The sequence below is a fragment of the Pseudomonas hunanensis genome (assembly GCF_013393325.1).
Lineage (GTDB): Bacteria > Pseudomonadota > Gammaproteobacteria > Pseudomonadales > Pseudomonadaceae > Aquipseudomonas > Aquipseudomonas putida_P.
Genome location: NZ_QJRC01000101.1, coordinates 95,412 through 113,148, shown reverse-complemented (window position 1 = coordinate 113,148; position 17,737 = coordinate 95,412). Strand labels below are relative to the sequence as shown.

Sequence of the window (17,737 nt, the reverse complement as noted above, 5' to 3'; positions counted from 1 at the left end):
TGCATGTCTGCACGCCTGATCTATGTGATGGACCCGATGTGCTCCTGGTGCTGGGGTTTCGCGCCAGTGGCCGCGGCCCTGATCGCCCAGGCGCGTGAGGCAGGCGTTGCCACCCGTCTGGTGCCGGGTGGGCTGCGTACCGGCGGCAGCGCCTTGGACAGCTCCACCCGCAAGTACATCCTCGAACACTGGCAGGCGGTGGCTGAGGCTACCGGCCAGCCGTTCCGCTTCGAGGGTGCCATGCCCGACGGCTTCGTCTACGACACCGAGCCGGCCTGCCGTGCCCTGGTCACAGCCCGTGAGCTGGACGCCGAGCGCGTCTGGCCGCTGCTGGCGCTGATCCAGCGTGCGTTCTACGAGCAAGGCATGGATGTGACCACCGCGCCACAGCTGGTCGAGCTGGCTGAACAGGCCGGCTTCGACCGTGCCGTGTTCGCCGAAACCTTCGCCCGTGCCGACACCCGTGCTGCCACAGCGGCCGACTTCGCCTGGGCGCAGGACCTGGGTATCGCCGGCTTCCCGACCCTGTTGGCCGAGCGCAACGGCCAACTGGCCTTGCTGACCAACGGCTATCAGCCGCTGGAGCGCCTGCAACCCTTGCTCGGCCGTTGGCTGCAGCAGGCTGCCTGTGCTTGACGTGCCTGGGTCACCCGACCCGGTGCCGGGCAAGCCATACAGTGCGGCCGATCGACTGAGCTGGGCGGAAATCCGCCGCCTGGCCCTGCATCACAAGAAAAACCTCTGGTCTGCCAACCTCATCGCTGTGCTGGCGGCATGCTGCAGTGTGCCCATTCCGCTGCTGCTGCCGTTGCTGGTGGATGAGGTGCTGCTCGGCCATGGTGATGCCGCGTTGAAGTGGATGAACCACCTGCTGCCGTCCAGCTCGCAGGTGGCCGCCGGCTACATTGGCCTGATGCTGGCACTCACCCTGTGCCTGCGCCTGGCTGCGCTGGCGTTCAACGTGATTCAGGCCAAGCTGTTCGCCGGCTTGGCCAAGGATATCGTCTACCGCCTGCGCATTCGCCTGATCGAGCGGCTCAAGCGTATTTCGCTGAAGGAATACGAAAGCCTGGGCAGCGGCACGGTGACCACCCACCTGGTCACCGACCTGGACACCCTCGACAAGTTCGTCGGCGAAACCCTCAGCCGCTTCCTGGTGGCCATGCTGACCCTGACCGGCACGGCAGCCATCCTGATCTGGATGCACTGGCAACTGGCCTTGCTGATCTTGCTGTTCAACCCGCTGGTGATCTACTTCACCGTGCAGTTGGGCAAGCGGGTAAAACACCTGAAAAAGCTCGAAAACGACAGCACCGCGCGCTTTACCCAGGCACTGGCGGAAACCCTCGATGCCATCCAGGAAATCCGCGCGGGCAACCGCCAGGGCTATTTCCTTGGCCGGTTGGGCTTGCGTGCCCGTGAGGTGCGCGACTACGCCGTGGACTCTCAATGGAAAAGCGACGCCAGTGGCCGTGCCAGTGGCCTGCTGTTCCAGTTCGGCATCGACATCTTCCGCGCCGCGGCGATGCTTACCGTGTTGTTTTCAGACTTGTCGATCGGCCAGATGCTGGCGGTGTTCAGCTACCTGTGGTTCATGATCGGCCCGGTGGAGCAACTGCTCAACCTGCAATATGCCTATTACGCCGCCGGTGGTGCGCTGAGCCGCCTCAACGAGCTGCTGGCGCGTGACGACGAGCCGCAGTACCCCGCCGCCAGCGACCCGTTCGCCGGTCGCCAGACCGTGGGTATCGAAGTGCGCGACCTGCGCTTTGCCTATGCCGACGAGCCGGTGCTGGAGCATCTCGACCTGTCGATTGCCCCGGGTGAGAAGGTGGCGATTGTCGGTGCCAGCGGCGGCGGCAAGAGCACCCTGGTGCAACTGCTGTTGGGCCTTTACAGCGCCCAGGCCGGAACCATCCGCTTCGGCGGGGCCAGCTTGCAGGAAATCGGCCTTGAAACCCTGCGCGAGAACGTCGCGGTGGTGTTGCAGCACCCGTCACTGTTCAACGACAGCGTGCGTGCCAACCTGACCATGGGCCGTGATTGCAGTGACGATGCCTGCTGGCAGGCGCTGCACATTGCTCAACTGGATGCCACCATCGCTGCCTTGCCCCAGGGCCTGGACAGTGTGCTGGGGCGTTCTGGGGTGCGCTTGTCTGGCGGCCAGCGGCAGCGCCTGGCGATTGCCCGCATGGTGCTGGCCGAGCCCAAGGTGGTTATCCTCGACGAGGCCACATCGGCCCTGGATGCCGCCACCGAGTACAACCTGCATCAGGCCCTGGCGCGCTTCCTCAGCGGCCGCACCACGCTGATCATCGCCCACCGGCTTTCGGCGGTGAAGCAGGCTGATCGAGTACTGGTGTTCGATAGTGGGCATGTGGCTGAAGATGGCGACCACCAGCAGCTGATTGCCGAAGGCGGGTTGTATGCCAAGCTGTATGGGCACCTGCAGCAGAGCTGAATTTCAGGATGTACAAATCCCCCGATTCCCTGTCATAAAAATCCCCTCCACAACGATGGCAAATGGCCTACGCTGTGCTTGTCTGGGTTGATTTGCGCCTTATCTGCTCTGTGACAGGGACTCCATGAAGGGACATCGCACTCTAGAAGCGCCAAAGTTGCTCGGTATCACCTGGCCCTTCATCGCCGTTGTGGTCCTCCAGGTGGCGTTGGGCAGCCTCAGCCTTTATACGCTCTCGGCCGTGCGCGCGTATGTCGCGGGCGAAAGCCTGTGGTCCAAGGCGCAGAAAGACGCCATCTACTACCTCAATCTGTACGCTGAAACACGCGACGACAGCACCTACCAGCGTTATCGCCAGGCCATTACCGTACCTCAGGGCGACCATCAGTTGCGCGAGGTGCTCGACCGCCCCAACCCTGATCTGGAGGCCGCGCGCCAGGCAGTGCTGCAAGGGGGCAACCACCCTGACGATGTCGAGCGGATCATCTGGTTCTACCGCAATTTCCGCAACGTCAGCTACATGCAGACGGCCATCGACTACTGGGATGTCGGCGACGATTACCTGGCCAAGCTGGATGTGCTGGCTGGCGAGATGCGCCAGCGCTTGAGCAGTGGCCCGGTTGATGCCGGCACGGTCAGCGACTGGAAGGCGCGTATCGTCACCATCAACGAAGGGGTCACGCCTGCGGCCAAAGCGTTCAGCGATGCCTTGGGCGAAGGCTCGCGCATGTTGCTGCGGGTGCTGCTGATCACCAACCTGCTGACGGCAATGGTGCTAATTACCATTGCCTGGCGCCGATCCAGCAAGCTGCTGGCTCAGCGCCAGGCATTTGCCAGCGCCCTGCAGGAAGAAAAAGAGCGGGCGCAGATCACGTTGCAAGCCATCGGTGATGCGGTGATCACCACCGATGTGGAGGGCAGTATCGGCTACATGAACCCGGCCGCCGAGCAATTGACTCACTGGCAAGCCAGCCAGGCGCTGGGCCTGCCGCTGTCGGCAATGTTCAGCCTGGTTGACGAACAGGCCGAGGAGGAGGGTCGCAGCCTGGTCGAGCAGGTGCTCAGTGGCAGTCTCAAGGGCGGCGCGGAACACGCTAGGTTGATTCAGCGGCTGGACGGCAGCACCGTGTCAATCAACCTGGTCGGTTCGCCTATCGTCAGTGACGGCCAGGTCAGCGGTATCGTACTGGTGCTGCACGACATGACCCAGGAGCGGCAGTACATCGCCAACCTGTCCTGGCAGGCCACCCACGATGCGCTGACTGGGCTGGCCAACCGCCGCGAGTTCGAATACCGCCTGGAGCAGGCGCTCAACGGCCTGGCGCGCCAGGCCGGGCGGCACTCGCTGATGTTCCTCGACCTCGACCAGTTCAAGCTGGTCAACGACACTTGCGGCCATGCCGCTGGCGATGAGCTGTTGCGGCACATTTGCGCCGTACTGCAGTCCGGCCTGCGCGAAGGCGATACCTTGGCGCGGCTGGGTGGCGACGAATTTGGCGTGTTGCTGGAAAACTGCCCGCCCGATCAGGCCGAGCGCATCGCCGAGCAATTGCGCCAGATGGTGCAGAGCCTGCACTTCGTGTGGAAAGGGCGGCCGTTCGTCACCACGGTCAGCATCGGGCTGGTGCACATGGCCCAGGCCCCGGGCACGCTGGAGGCTTCGCTGCGCGCTGCCGACATGGCGTGCTACATGGCCAAGGAGAAGGGGCGCAACCGTGTGCAGGTGTACCATGCCGATGACAGCGAACTGTCCATGCGCTTCGGCGAAATGGCCTGGATCCAGCGCTTGCATGTGGCTTTGGAAGAAAACCGCTTCTGCCTGTATGCCCAGGAAATCGCCCCGCTGAAAAGCTTCGAAGGCCCGGGGCACATCGAGATTCTGCTGCGCCTGCACGACGAAAGCGGCCGTACCATCCTGCCCAGCAGCTTTATCCCGGCGGCCGAACGCTACGGCCTGATGACCGCGCTTGACCGTTGGGTGGTGCGCAATGTGTTTCTGGTCATACGCCAGTGCCTGGACGAAGGGCGCGAAGGGCCGTTGTCGATCTGTGCGATCAACCTGTCGGGGTCGAGCATCGGCGACGACAAGTTTCTCGAATACCTGCAGCGGTTGTTCGTCGAGTACGCCATCCCGCCGCGAATGATCTGCTTTGAAATTACCGAAACCAGTGCCATCGCCAACCTGGGCAGCGCCATCCGTTTCATCAACGAGTTGAAGGGGCTGGGTTGCCGCTTTTCGCTCGATGATTTCTGCGCTGGCATGTCCTCGTTCGCCTATCTCAAGCATTTGCCTGTGGATTACCTGAAGATTGACGGCAGTTTCGTCAAGGACATGCTCGACGACCCGGTCAACCGGGCCATGGTCGAGGTCATCAACCATATCGGCCATGTGATGGGTAAGCGCACCATTGCCGAGTTCGTCGAAACACCCTTGATCGAGCAGGCCTTGCAGGAAATTGGCGTGGATTACGCCCAGGGCTACCTGATCGAACGCCCCCAGGTGTTCACCTGTGACAGTCTGCAGCGCCAACGGATCGCCGCCCGGCCTCTGTTGCAGCGGGCACCTGGCACGTTTCGCTAGCTAGAAATCACAAGGATCAAGGAGCTGAAAGTGATTGATGCATTCGTACGTATCGGGCCTTTGATGGACCCTGCCAGTTACCCCCAATGGGCCCAGCAACTGATTGAAGACTGCCGCGAGAGCAAGCGTCGGGTGGTGGAGCATGAGTTCTATGCGCGTCTGCGCGATGGCCAGCTGAAACAATCGACCATCCGCCAGTACTTGATCGGTGGCTGGCCGGTGGTGGAGCAGTTTTCGCTGTACATGGCGCATAACCTGACCAAGACCCGCTACGGCCGGCACCAGGGCGAGGACATGGCCCGGCGTTGGCTGATGCGCAACATTCGCGTCGAGTTGAACCATGCCGACTACTGGGTGAACTGGTGCCAGGCGCACGGCGTGCACCTGCACGAATTGCAGGCGCAGGAAGTGCCTCCCGAGCTGAACGGCCTGAACGACTGGTGCTGGCGGGTGTGTGCCACCGAGAACCTGGCCATTTCCATGGCGGCGACCAACTATGCCATCGAAGGCGCGACCGGCGAGTGGTCGGCGGTGGTGTGCTCGACCGATACTTACGCGCAAGGCTTCCCGGAAGACCAGCGCAAGCGGGCGATGAAGTGGCTGAAGATGCACGCCCAGTATGACGATGCGCACCCGTGGGAGGCGCTGGAGATCATCTGTACCTTGGCCGGTGAGAACCCGACGCTGGGGCTGCGTACCGAGTTGCGCAGGGCGATTTGCAAGAGTTACGACTGCATGTACCTGTTCCTGGAACGGTGCATGCAGCTGGAAGGGCGCCAGCAGGGGCGTATGCGCCCGGCGTTGGCGGCGGGTTAGGGCCTTGGGGCCGCTGCGCAGCCCATCGCGACGCAAGGCCGCTCCTACAAGAGATCGCGTACCCTTGTAGGAGCGGCCTTGCGTCGCGATGGGCTGCACAGCAGCCCCGGCAATCTCAAGCCTTACTGGGCGTTGAGCGCTTGCCCGTTGACTGCTTTGCTGTCCGGCCCCATCAGGTACAGATACACCGGCATGATCTCTTCCGGCAGCGGGTTGTTCTGCGGGTTCTCGCTGGGATAGGCTTGAGCCCGCATCGCCGTACGCGTGGCGCCCGGGTTGATGCTGTTGGAGCGCACCGGCGCCACGCCTTCCAGTTCGTCGGCCAGGGTCTGCATCAGGCCCTCGGTGGCGAACTTCGACACGCCGTAGGCGCCCCAGTAAGCCCGGCCCTTGCGCCCGACGCTGCTGCTGGTGAACACCACCGAGGCGTCTTCCGACAGCTTCAGCAGTGGCAGCAAGGTGCTGGTGAGCATGAAGGTGGCATCGACGTTGATGTGCATCACACGCATGAAGTTGTCGCCCGACAGCTGCTCCAGCGGCGTGCGCGGGCCGATGATCGAGGCATTGTTCAGCAGGCCGTCGAGGCGGCCGAACTGGTCTTCGATCATGACCGCCAGCTCGTCGTACTGGTGGGGCAGGGCGGTTTCCAGGTTGAACGGGATGACCACCGGCTGTGGGTGCCCGGCGGCTTCGATCTGGTCGTAGACCTCGTTCAGGTTGGCCTCGGTCTTGCCCAGCAGCAGCACGGTGGCACCCAGTGCGGCATAGGCCTTGGCAGCAGCAGCACCAATGCCACGGCCGGCGCCGGTCACCAGAATGACCCGGCCTTGCAGCAGGTCGGGGCGGGCGGTGTAGTCGAACATTGTGTATTCCCTGTCTCTAGTTCAGCAGCCGCACAGCGCGCTGTCGATCACTTTGCGCAGATCCAGCGGGTGGTCCACCACCACGTCGGCGCCCCAGTTGTTCGGGTTGTCCTCTGGATGAATATAGCCGTAGCGCACCGCCGCCGTGCGGGTGCCAGCGTCGCGGCCAGACTCGATGTCGCGCAGGTCGTCGCCGACGAACAGCACGCTGGCCGGGTCCAGGTTCAAGGTTTTGCAGGCCAGGATCAGCGGTTCGGGGTCGGGTTTGCTGTTTTTCACGTGGTCCGGGCAGATCAGCAGTGCCGAGCGTTCGGCCAGGCCCAGTTGCTGCATGATCGGCTCGGCGAAGCGTACCGGCTTGTTGGTGACCACGCCCCACAGCAGGTTGCCTTTTTCGATGTCGGCCAGCAGCTCGGCCATGCCATCGAACAGTTTGCTGTGTACCGCGCAGTCGCGTTGGTAGCGCTCGAGGAACTCCAGGCGCAGGGCCTCGAAGCCTTCGGTTTCCGGGTCCATGGCAAACGTGGCGGCAACCATGGCGCGCGCGCCGCCAGAGATCACGCCGCGGATCAGGTTGTCGTCAACGGCCGGCAGGCCGCGCTCGGCGAGCATGGCCTGGCAAATGGCGATGAAGTCCGGCGCCGTGTCGAGCAAGGTGCCGTCCATGTCGAAGAGTACTGCTCGCAAACGCATGCTTATTCCTCGCGCAGGGTCTGGATCATGTAGTTGACGTCGACGTCGCTGTTGAGCTTGTAGTGCTTGGTCAGCGGGTTGTAGGTGAGGCCGATGATGTCCTTTACCTGCAGGCCGGCATCGCGGCTCCAGGCACCCAGCTCGGACGGGCGGATGAACTTCTTGAAGTCATGGGTGCCGCGCGGCAGCATTTTCAGAATGTATTCGGCGCCGACGATGGCCAGCAGGTAGGCCTTGGGGTTGCGGTTGATGGTGGAGAAGAACACCTGGCCGCCAGGCTTGACCATGCGGTAGCAGGCGCGAATCACCGAAGACGGGTCGGGCACGTGCTCGAGCATTTCAAGGCAGGTGACCACGTCGAACTGTTCAGGCATTTCCTCGGCCAGCGCTTCAGCGGTGATCTGCCGGTATTCCACCTGCACGCCCGACTCCAGCTGATGCAGTTGGGCCACTGCCAGCGGTGCCTCGCCCATGTCGATACCGGTGACCGTGGCGCCGCGCAGGGCCATGGCTTCGCTGAGGATGCCACCGCCGCAGCCTACGTCCAGCACTTTCTTGCCGGCCAGGCTGGCCCGCTCGTCGATCCAGTTGACGCGCAGCGGGTTGATTTCGTGCAGCGGCTTGAACTCGCTTTCGCGGTCCCACCAGCGGTGGGCCAGCGCTTCGAACTTGGCGATTTCGGCGCGGTCGACGTTGCTCATTGAACAGTCCTCTGAAACTTCGCAAAATTGCGCCGGAGTATACCCGAGCGCTCAGCCCCAAGGGTCGCTATAATCGCCGGCTTTTGATATCCGAACGACAGGGAGAGGTGATGCGCGAGCGACTTTTGGCGGCGGAGAAGGTGACCGCGATCCGCTGGCAGGGCGGCGCCTTGCACCTGCTCGACCAGCGTCTGCTGCCGTCGCAAGAGCGCTGGCTGGCCTGCGACAATGTTGCGCAGGTGGCTGCGGCGATCCGCGACATGGTGGTGCGCGGGGCTTCGGCCATCGGCATTGCCGCCGCCTACGGCCTGGTGCTGGCCCTTGAAGAGCGGCTGGCCCAGGGTGGCGATTGGGAGATGGACCTGGAAGAAGACTTTCTCACCCTGGCCGAAGCGCGCCCCACTGCTGCCAACCTGTTCTGGGCGCTGAACCGCATGCGCGAGCGCCTGCTGCGCCTGCGAGCGGACGAAGACGTGCTCGCCGCGCTGGAAGCCGAAGCCGTGGCTATCCATGAAAGCGACCGTGAAGCCAACCTGACCATGTCCCAGCAAGGTATCGAGCTGATCCGTCGCCATCAGGGCAATGCCCAGGCCTTGCTCACCTACGGCAACGCCGGCGCCCTGGCCAGCGGCGGCTTTGGTACCGCACTGGGGGTTATTCGCGCCGGTTACCTGGAGGGCATGGTCGAGCGGGTCTATGCCGGCGAGACCCGTCCCTGGTTGCAAGGCTCGCGCCTGACCGCCTGGGAGCTGGCCAACGAAGGCATCCCGGTGACCCTGTGCGCCGATTCGGCGCTGGCCCACCTGATGAAGACCAAAGGCATCACCTGGGTGGTGGTGGGGGCGGACTGCATTGCCGCCAACGGCGACGTGGCCAGCAAGATCGGCACCTATCAGCTGGCGGTCAGCGCCATGCATCATGGTGTGCGGTTCATGGTGGTAGCGCCGAGCACCAGCATCGACCTGAACCTGGCCACGGGCGAGGATATCCCGTTGGAGGAGCGTGACGCCGACGAGTGGCTGGACTTTGGCGGTGCCCCGGCGGTGCCGGATGTCGAGGTGTTCAACCCGGTATTCGACGTGACCCCGGCCGACCTGATCGATGTGATCGTGACCGAGCGCGGCATCGTCGAGCGCCCGGATACTGCCAAGCTGGCCCAGCTGATTTGCCGCAAGCGGTTGCACTGATGCCTGTATTGCCTGTACCGCCGCGAAAAGGCCGGTACAGGCAATGAAAATTCAAGATTCAAACCCACCTGAGACCACCTGCCACATCTCCCCACCGCCCCCGCCTTTGTGATAACATCCGGCAGTTTCCAGGACCGCCCATCACGGCGGCCTTCATTGCGCAGATCCATGGCACAACTCATTGATTTGTCGTAAGTCGTCGCACCCATATGCGCTGCGGCGGCGAGCTTCGTTCGGCCCTTGATGGAGCTGCGAAGTTTCACCAGAAAAAGGAATCAGGCTTCTCATGGGCGAACTGGCCAAAGAAATCCTCCCGGTCAATATCGAAGACGAACTGAGACAGTCTTACCTCGACTACGCGATGAGCGTGATTGTCGGGCGAGCGCTGCCCGATGCGCGTGACGGCTTGAAGCCCGTGCATCGTCGCGTTCTCTATGCGATGAGCGAACTGGGCAACGACTGGAACAAGCCGTACAAGAAATCCGCCCGTGTGGTCGGTGACGTGATCGGTAAGTACCACCCGCACGGCGACACCGCGGTCTACGACACCATCGTGCGTATGGCCCAGCCGTTCTCGCTGCGCTACCTGCTGGTCGACGGTCAGGGCAACTTCGGTTCGGTGGACGGCGACAACGCCGCGGCCATGCGATACACCGAAGTGCGCATGACCAAGCTGGCCCACGAGCTGCTGGCCGACCTGCACAAGGAAACCGTCGACTGGGTGCCCAACTACGACGGCACCGAGCAGATTCCGGCGGTCATGCCGACCCGTATTCCCAACCTGCTGGTCAACGGCTCCAGCGGTATCGCCGTGGGCATGGCGACCAACATTCCGCCGCACAACCTTGGCGAGGTCATCGACGGCTGCCTGGCGCTGATCGACAACCCGGACGTCACCATTGATGAACTGATGCAGTTCATTCCTGGGCCAGACTTCCCGACTGCCGGCATCATCAACGGTCGCCAGGGCATCATCGAGGCCTATCGCACCGGCCGGGGCCGCATCTACATGCGTGCCCGCTCCGAGATCGAAGACATCGACAAGGTAGGCGGCCGCCAGCAGATCGTCATCACCGAGCTGCCGTACCAGCTGAACAAGGCACGCCTGATCGAAAAGATCGCCGAGCTGGTCAAAGAGAAGAAGATCGAAGGCATTACCGAGCTGCGCGACGAGTCCGACAAGGACGGCATGCGCATCGTCATCGAGCTGCGTCGCGGCGAGGTGCCGGAGGTGGTGCTCAACAACCTCTATCAGCAAACCCAGCTGCAGAGCGTGTTCGGCATCAACGTGGTGGCATTGGTCGATGGCCGTCCGCGCCTGCTCAACCTCAAGGACCTGCTCGAAGCGTTCGTCCGTCACCGCCGTGAAGTGGTGACCCGCCGTACCGTGTTCGAGCTGCGCAAGGCCCGTGAACGTGGCCACATCCTTGAAGGCCAGGCGGTCGCGCTGTCCAACATCGACCCGGTCATTGCCCTGATCAAGGCCTCGCCGACCCCGTCCGAAGCCAAGGAAGCCCTGGTTTCCACGCCGTGGGAATCCAGCGCCGTGCAGGTCATGGTCGAGCGCGCTGGCGCCGACTCCTGCCGCCCAGAGGACCTGCCGGAACAGTACGGGCTGCATGATGGCAAGTACTTCCTGTCGCCTGAGCAGGCTCAGGCCATTCTCGACCTGCGCCTGCACCGCCTGACCGGCCTGGAGCACGAGAAGCTGCTGGCCGAGTACCAGGAAATCCTCGAGCAGATCGGCGAACTGATCCGCATCCTCAGCAGCGCCGAGCGCCTGATGGAAGTGATCCGCGAAGAGCTGGAAGCCATTCGCGCCGAATACGGCGATGCCCGTCGTACCGAAATCCTCAATGCCAGCCACGACCTCAACTACGGCGACATGATCCCGGAAGAAGAGCGCGTGGTCACTATCTCTCACGGTGGTTATGCCAAGACCCAGCCATTGTCCGCTTACCAGGCCCAGCGCCGTGGCGGCAAAGGCAAGTCGGCGACTGGCGTGAAGGACGAGGACTACATCGAGCACCTGCTGGTCGCCAACAGCCACGCCACCCTGTTGCTGTTCTCCAGCAAGGGCAAGGTGTACTGGAAGAAGACCTACGAAATCCCCGAAGCGTCCCGTGCTGCCCGTGGTCGCCCGCTGGTCAACCTGCTGCCGCTGGAGGAGGGTGAGCGCATCACCGCCATGCTGCAGATCGACCTCGAAGCGCTGCAGCAGAACGCCGACCTCGACGAAGAGCTGGAAGAAGCGGATGACACCGTGCTCGAAGGTGAGCTGGTAGAGGCCGAGGAAGTCGACGAAGAAGACGGCGACACTCCGGAGTGGGTGGCGGAGCCGACCGGCGCGTACATCTTCATGGCTACCGCCTCCGGCACCGTCAAGAAGACCCCGCTGGTGCAGTTCGCCCGTCCGCGCTCCAACGGCCTGATCGCCTTGAAGCTGAAGGAAGGCGATACCTTGATTGCAGCGGCCATCACCGACGGCGCCAAAGAAGTCATGATGTTCTCCGACGCCGGCAAGGTCATCCGCTTCGCTGAGAGCGTAGTGCGTGAAATGGGCCGTAACGCGCGTGGTGTGCGCGGCATGAAACTGGGTAAAGGTCAGCGCATCATTTCCATGCTGATCCCCGAGTCGGGCTCGCAGATCCTCACCGCGTCCGAGCGTGGCTTCGGCAAGCGCACCCCGCTGTCCAAGTTCCCGCGTCGCGGCCGTGGTGGCCAGGGTGTGATCGCCATGGGTACCAAGGGGCGCAACGGTCTGCTGATCGGTGCTATCCAGGTGCAGGAAGGCGAGGAGATCATGTTGATCTCCGACCAGGGTACGCTGGTGCGCACCCGGGTTGGCGAGGTATCCAGCCTGAGCCGTAACACCCAGGGCGTTACGCTGATCAAGCTGGCGGCTGATGAGACGCTGGTGGGCCTGGAGCGTATCCAGGAGCCGTCCGAGGACGAACTCGATGATGTGGTCGAGGCGGACGAGGAGGGTGTCGAGGCTGAAGCGCCAGACAACGAAGAAGCTGCTGGCGCCGAAGAGGCCCCGCAAGAGTAAGCAAGCGTAAACCCGAGCGGGGCGACCAAGGTCGCCCCGTTTGACTGATTGCAGCAGGCAACAACGAATTTGTTCTATTTGGCAGAGCGAGAGTGGATGTGAGCAAACGAGCCTTTAACTTCTGCGCAGGCCCTGCCGCGCTTCCTGACGCTGTCCTGCAGCGCGCCCAGGCCGAGATGCTGGACTGGCGTGGCAAGGGCTTGTCGGTGATGGAAATGAGCCATCGCAGCGACGATTACGTGGCCATCGCCGAAAAGGCCGAGCAGGACCTGCGTGACCTGCTGTCCGTCCCCTCCAACTACAAGGTGTTGTTCCTGCAGGGTGGTGCCAGCCAGCAGTTCGCTGAAATCCCGCTGAACCTGCTGCCGGAAAACGGTACCGCCGACTACATCGAAACCGGTATCTGGTCGAAAAAGGCCATCGAGGAAGCGCGCCGCTTTGGCAACGTCAATGTCGCCGCCAGCGCCAAGCCATACGATTACCTGGCCATCCCAGGTCAGAACGAGTGGAGCCTGACCAAGAGCGCGGCCTACGTGCACTATGCGTCCAACGAGACCATTGGCGGCCTGCAGTTTGACTGGGTGCCGGAAACCGGTGACGTGCCGCTGGTCGTCGACATGTCGTCCGACATCCTCTCGCGTCCGATCGATGTGTCGCAGTACGGCCTGATCTACGCCGGCGCGCAGAAGAACATCGGCCCAAGCGGCCTGGTGGTGGTGATCGTCCGTGAAGACCTGCTGGGCCGCGCCCGCAGCAGCTGCCCGACCATGCTCGACTACAAGGTGTCGGCCGACAACGGTTCGATGTACAACACCCCGGCCACCTACTCCTGGTACCTCTCGGGCCTGGTCTTCGAGTGGTTGAAAGAGCAGGGTGGCGTCGACGCCATGGAGCAGCGCAACCGCGCCAAGAAAGAGCGTCTGTACGGCTTCATCGACAACAGCGATTTCTACACCAACCCGATCAGCGTCAATGCTCGTTCGTGGATGAACGTGCCGTTCCGCCTGGCTGATGAGCGCCTGGACAAGGCCTTCCTCGCCGGCGCCGACGCCCGTGGCCTGCTCAATCTCAAGGGCCACCGTTCGGTTGGCGGCATGCGTGCCTCCATCTACAACGCCCTGGGCCTGGAGGCGGTGGACGCGCTGGTGGGCTACATGGCTGAATTCGAGAAGGAGCACGGCTGATGTCCGAACAGGAGCTCAAGGCGCTGCGCGTACGCATCGACAGCCTCGACGAGAAAATCCTCGAGCTGATCAGCGACCGCGCCCGTTGCGCTGAAGAAGTGGCCCGGGTCAAGACCGCCTCGCTGAAAGAAGGCGAGAAGCCGGTGTTCTACCGTCCCGAGCGTGAGGCTGCGGTGCTCAAGCGCGTGATGGAGCGCAACAAGGGCCCGCTGGGCAACGAAGAGATGGCGCGGCTGTTCCGCGAAATCATGTCGTCGTGCCTGGCCCTGGAAGAGCCGCTGAAAGTCGCCTACCTCGGCCCCGAGGGTACGTTCACCCAAGCCGCGGCCATGAAACACTTCGGCCACGCGGTGGTCAGCCGGCCAATGGCGGCCATCGACGAAGTGTTCCGTGAAGTGGCGGCCGGTGCCGTCAACTTCGGCGTGGTGCCGGTGGAAAACTCCACCGAAGGTGCGGTCAGCCACACCCTGGACAGCTTCCTCGAGCACGACATGGTGATTTGCGGCGAAGTCGAGCTGCGTATCCACCACCACCTGCTGGTGGGCGAGAACACCAAGACCGACAGCATCACCCGCATCTACTCCCACGCCCAGTCGCTGGCCCAGTGCCGCAAGTGGCTGGACGCGCATTACCCGAACGTTGAGCGCGTGGCCGTGTCGAGCAACGCCGAAGCGGCCAAACGGGTCAAGGGCGAGTGGAACTCGGCGGCGATCGCCGGCGACATGGCGGCCAACCTGTACGGTTTGACCCGCCTGGCCGAGAAAATCGAAGACCGCCCGGACAACTCCACGCGCTTTTTGATGATCGGTAGCCAGGAAGTGCCACCGACCGGTGACGACAAGACCTCGATCATCGTGTCGATGAGCAACAAGCCAGGTGCCCTGCACGAGTTGCTGGTGCCGTTCCACCAGAACGGCATCGACCTGACCCGTATCGAGACCCGCCCGTCGCGCAGCGGCAAGTGGACCTACGTGTTCTTCATCGACTTCGTTGGCCACCACCGCGACCCGCTGATCAAGGCGGTGCTCGAGCAGATCAGCCAGGAAGCTGTGGCGCTGAAAGTGCTGGGCTCTTATCCAAAGGCGGTGCTTTGATTCAAGGTTGCCGGGGCCGCTGCGCGGCCCTTCGCGACACGAGGCCGCTCCTACAGGAGTACGCAGTCCCTTGTAGGAGCGGCCTTGTGTCGCGATGGGCTGCAAAGCAGCCCCCTGCGGTCTCACAGGCTGTCCAGATTTCAGAACAGGGTTCGCATCAGTGGTAAATGCAGCAAAAACCAAACCCGCACCAATCATCAACCGCTTGGTCGTGGTCGGCCTTGGCCTGATCGGTGGCTCGTTCGCCAAGGGCCTGCGTGAAAGCGGCCTGTGCCGGGAAGTGGTCGGGGTCGACCTGGATGCCCCTTCGCGCAAGCAGGCCGTGGCCCTGGGCGTGGTCGACCGCTGCGAAGAAGACCTGGCTGCTGCCTGTGTCGGTGCCGATGTCATCCAGCTGGCCGTGCCAATCCTGGCCATGGAGAAAGTCCTGGCCCGCTTGGCCCAGCTCGACCTGGGTGATGCGATCATCACCGACGTCGGCAGTGCCAAGGGCAACGTCGTTCGTGAGGCGCGCGCCGTTTTCGGGCAGCGCCTGCCACGCTTCGTTCCAGGCCATCCCATCGCCGGCTCCGAGCAAAGCGGGGTAGAGGCCTCAAACGCCACCCTGTTCCGTCGGCACAAGGTGATTCTCACGCCGCTGGTCGAAACCGACCCGGCGGCGCTGGCCTTGGTCGACCGCCTGTGGCGTGCGCTGGATGCCGACGTGGAGCACATGTCGGTCGAGCGCCATGATGAAGTGCTGGCCGCCACCAGTCATCTGCCGCACCTGCTGGCCTTTGGCTTGGTCGATTCGCTGGCCAAGCGCAATGAAAACCTCGAGATCTTCCGGTACGCTGCGGGAGGCTTCCGCGATTTCACAAGAATCGCCGGCAGCGACCCGACCATGTGGCACGACATCTTCCTCGCCAACCGCGACGCTGTCCTGCGCACGCTTGATACATATCGCAGCGATCTCGACGCCTTGCGCGACGCGATCGCTGAAGGGGACGGGCACCAACTGCTGGGTGTATTCACCCGCGCTCGGGTTGCCCGCGAGCATTTCAGTAAAATCCTGGCCCGCCGGGCCTATGTGGACGCTATGAACGCCAACGATCTGATTTTCCTGGCCCAACCGGGTGGCCGCCTGAACGGGCGGATTCGCGTACCGGGCGACAAGTCGATTTCCCACCGCTCGATCATGCTCGGCTCGCTGGCCGAAGGCACTACCGAGGTCGAAGGCTTCCTCGAGGGTGAAGACGCGCTGGCGACCCTGCAGGCATTCCGTGACATGGGTGTGGTCATCGAAGGCCCCAACCATGGTCGAGTGACCATTCATGGTGTCGGCCTGCATGGCCTCAAGCCGCCGCCTGGCCCGCTGTATGTGGGTAACTCCGGTACTTCGATGCGCCTGCTGTCGGGCCTGTTGGCCGGTCAGTCGTTCGACGTGACCATGACGGGCGACGCCTCGCTGTCCAAGCGCCCGATGAACCGTGTGGCCAACCCGCTGCGCGAAATGGGTGCCGTGGTCGAGACCGGCCCGGAAGGCCGCCCGCCGCTGACCATCCGTGGTGGCCACAAGCTCAAGGGGCTGACCTACACGCTGCCGATGGCCAGCGCCCAGGTAAAATCCTGCCTGCTGCTGGCTGGCCTGTACGCCGAAGGCAAGACCACTGTCACCGAGCCTGCGCCTACCCGTGACCACACCGAGCGCATGCTGCGTGGTTTCGGCTATTCGGTCGAAAGCAACGGCCCGGTCGCTTCGCTGCAGTCCGGCGGCAAACTGACCGCTACCCGCATCGAAGTGCCGGCCGACATTTCCTCGGCGGCGTTCTTCCTGGTGGCAGCTTCTATCGCCGAAGGCTCCGAGTTGGTGCTGGAGCACGTTGGCATCAACCCGACCCGTACCGGCGTAATCGACATTCTGCGCCTGATGGGTGGCGACATCACCCTGGAAAACCAGCGTGAAGTCGGCGGCGAGCCAGTGGCCGACCTGCGTGTGCGCGGTGCCAAGCTCAAAGGTATCGATATTCCAGAAGCGTTGGTGCCGCTGGCCATCGACGAATTCCCGGTGCTGTTCGTCGCGGCTGCATGCGCTGAAGGGCGCACAGTGCTACGTGGCGCCGAAGAGCTGCGGGTGAAGGAGTCCGACCGCATCCAGGTCATGGCTGACGGCCTGATCACGCTGGGAATCAAGTGCGAGCCGACCCCGGACGGCATCATCATCGACGGCGGCCAGTTGGGCGGCGGCGAAGTACACGGGCATGGTGACCACCGCATCGCCATGGCCTTCAGCGTGGCCTCGCTGCGCGCCAGTGCGCCGATCCGCATCCACGACTGCGCCAACGTCGCCACCTCGTTCCCCAACTTCCTGGCACTGTGCGCCGAAGTGGGCATCCGCGTGGCGGAAGAGGGCAAGTCGTGAATTCGCTGGCACCGGTCATCACCATCGACGGGCCGAGCGGCTCGGGCAAGGGCACGGTCGCCGGCCTGCTGGCCCGCGAGCTGGGCTGGAAGCTGCTGGATTCTGGCGCGCTTTACCGGTTGCTGGCATTCAATGCCAGCAACCACGGCGTCGACCTGACCAACGAAGAGTTGCTGACCAAGCTTGCCGCCCATCTGGATGTGCAGTTCATCGCCGCCGAGCCCGGTAAGCTGCAACAAATCATCCTCGAGGGTGAGGACGTCAGCAACGTCATCCGTACCGAAACCGTCGGCGCGGGTGCGTCGATGGTGGCCTCGCTGCCGGCCGTGCGTGATGCACTGTTGGTGCGCCAGCGTGAATTCCGCGACGTGCCGGGGCTTATCGCCGACGGCCGCGACATGGGTACCGTGGTGTTCCCGGACGCGCCATTGAAGGTCTTCCTCACCGCCAGTGCGGAGGAGCGCGCACGTCGCCGTTACCTGCAGTTGAAGGGCAAGGGTGAAGATGTTAGTCTGTCGAGTCTGCTGGATGAGATTCGTGCGCGTGATGAGCGCGACACCCAACGTGCAGTGGCCCCGCTGAAGCCAGCGGCCGATGCCATTCAGTTGGACTCTACCGAGTTGTCCATCGAGCAGGTGTTGCAACGTATCAGAAGTGAAATCGCCCAGCGCGATCTCGCCTGATAGCCAGGAAAGCAGGCAGGG

13 protein-coding genes are annotated in these 17,737 nt (G+C 63.3%); 10 read left to right on the top strand and 3 right to left on the bottom strand.

The features are described 5' to 3' along the window. Positions 1-3 precede the first annotated feature (3 nt). From DM807_RS25565 to DM807_RS25550, 4 genes are all read left to right on the top strand, one after another. Complete coding sequence (locus DM807_RS25565; RefSeq protein WP_012271028.1) at positions 4-636, top strand: DsbA family protein; 633 nt, start codon at positions 4-6, stop codon at positions 634-636. Beyond that, entirely contained in the window at positions 629-2,461 is a 1,833-nt protein-coding gene (locus DM807_RS25560; protein ID WP_179028128.1) for an ATP-binding cassette domain-containing protein, read from the top strand. The genes DM807_RS25565 and DM807_RS25560 overlap by 8 nt, the downstream gene beginning before the upstream one ends. Positions 2,462-2,585: 124 nt before the next feature. Then, positions 2,586-5,042 (top strand): EAL domain-containing protein, encoded by a 2,457-nt coding sequence (locus DM807_RS25555; protein WP_060492589.1) that lies wholly within the window; start codon positions 2,586-2,588, stop codon positions 5,040-5,042. A 30-nt stretch (positions 5,043-5,072) separates the two neighbouring features. Continuing rightward, the gene (locus tag DM807_RS25550; RefSeq protein ID WP_012271031.1) at positions 5,073-5,858 is read left to right on the top strand and encodes an iron-containing redox enzyme family protein; all 786 of its coding nucleotides are present in this window, start codon (positions 5,073-5,075) and stop codon (positions 5,856-5,858) included. A gap of 122 nt (positions 5,859-5,980) precedes the next feature. Here DM807_RS25550 and DM807_RS25545 read toward each other — a convergent pair whose 3' ends face one another. From DM807_RS25545 to ubiG, 3 genes are read right to left on the bottom strand one after another with little or no spacing between them, the layout of a single operon-like run. Next, complete coding sequence (locus tag DM807_RS25545) at positions 5,981-6,721, bottom strand: YciK family oxidoreductase (protein ID WP_012271032.1); 741 nt, start codon at positions 6,719-6,721, stop codon at positions 5,981-5,983. A gap of 21 nt (positions 6,722-6,742) precedes the next feature. After that, on the bottom strand, positions 6,743-7,414 hold the full coding sequence (mupP, locus tag DM807_RS25540; RefSeq protein WP_179028127.1) for an N-acetylmuramic acid 6-phosphate phosphatase MupP: 672 nt from the start codon (positions 7,412-7,414) through the stop codon (positions 6,743-6,745). Positions 7,415-7,416: 2 nt separating this feature from the next. Next, positions 7,417-8,115 carry a bifunctional 2-polyprenyl-6-hydroxyphenol methylase/3-demethylubiquinol 3-O-methyltransferase UbiG gene (gene ubiG, locus DM807_RS25535; RefSeq protein WP_012271034.1) on the bottom strand — a complete coding sequence of 233 codons (699 nt, stop codon included), beginning with the start codon at positions 8,113-8,115 and terminating at the stop codon, positions 7,417-7,419. Positions 8,116-8,225: 110 nt separating this feature from the next. On the opposite strand from ubiG, the gene mtnA reads away from it, so the two are divergent. The 6 genes from mtnA to cmk all read left to right on the top strand — a co-directional run bounded on the left by mtnA (position 8,226) and on the right by cmk (position 17,716). Then, positions 8,226-9,302 (top strand): S-methyl-5-thioribose-1-phosphate isomerase, encoded by a 1,077-nt coding sequence (gene mtnA / locus DM807_RS25530; RefSeq protein ID WP_012271035.1) that lies wholly within the window; start codon positions 8,226-8,228, stop codon positions 9,300-9,302. 286 nt (positions 9,303-9,588) lie between these two features. Further along, positions 9,589-12,354, top strand: coding sequence for a DNA gyrase subunit A (gene gyrA, locus DM807_RS25525; protein ID WP_012271036.1), 2,766 nt, complete (start codon positions 9,589-9,591; stop codon positions 12,352-12,354). A 98-nt stretch (positions 12,355-12,452) separates the two neighbouring features. Then, positions 12,453-13,538: a 3-phosphoserine/phosphohydroxythreonine transaminase gene (serC, locus tag DM807_RS25520; protein ID WP_069942250.1), complete on the top strand. Its 1,086-nt coding sequence runs from the start codon at positions 12,453-12,455 to the stop codon at positions 13,536-13,538. Continuing rightward, positions 13,538-14,632 (top strand): prephenate dehydratase, encoded by a 1,095-nt coding sequence (gene pheA / locus DM807_RS25515; RefSeq protein WP_012271038.1) that lies wholly within the window; start codon positions 13,538-13,540, stop codon positions 14,630-14,632. The genes serC and pheA overlap by 1 nt, the downstream gene beginning before the upstream one ends. A 193-nt stretch (positions 14,633-14,825) precedes the next feature. Continuing rightward, on the top strand, positions 14,826-17,033 hold the full coding sequence (locus tag DM807_RS25510) for a bifunctional prephenate dehydrogenase/3-phosphoshikimate 1-carboxyvinyltransferase (RefSeq protein WP_060492614.1): 2,208 nt from the start codon (positions 14,826-14,828) through the stop codon (positions 17,031-17,033). Further along, a complete protein-coding gene (gene cmk / locus DM807_RS25505) occupies positions 17,030-17,716 on the top strand; it encodes a (d)CMP kinase (protein ID WP_012271040.1) in 687 nt (228 codons plus the stop codon). Before DM807_RS25510 ends, cmk begins: the two co-directional genes overlap by 4 nt. Positions 17,717-17,737 lie beyond the last annotated feature (21 nt).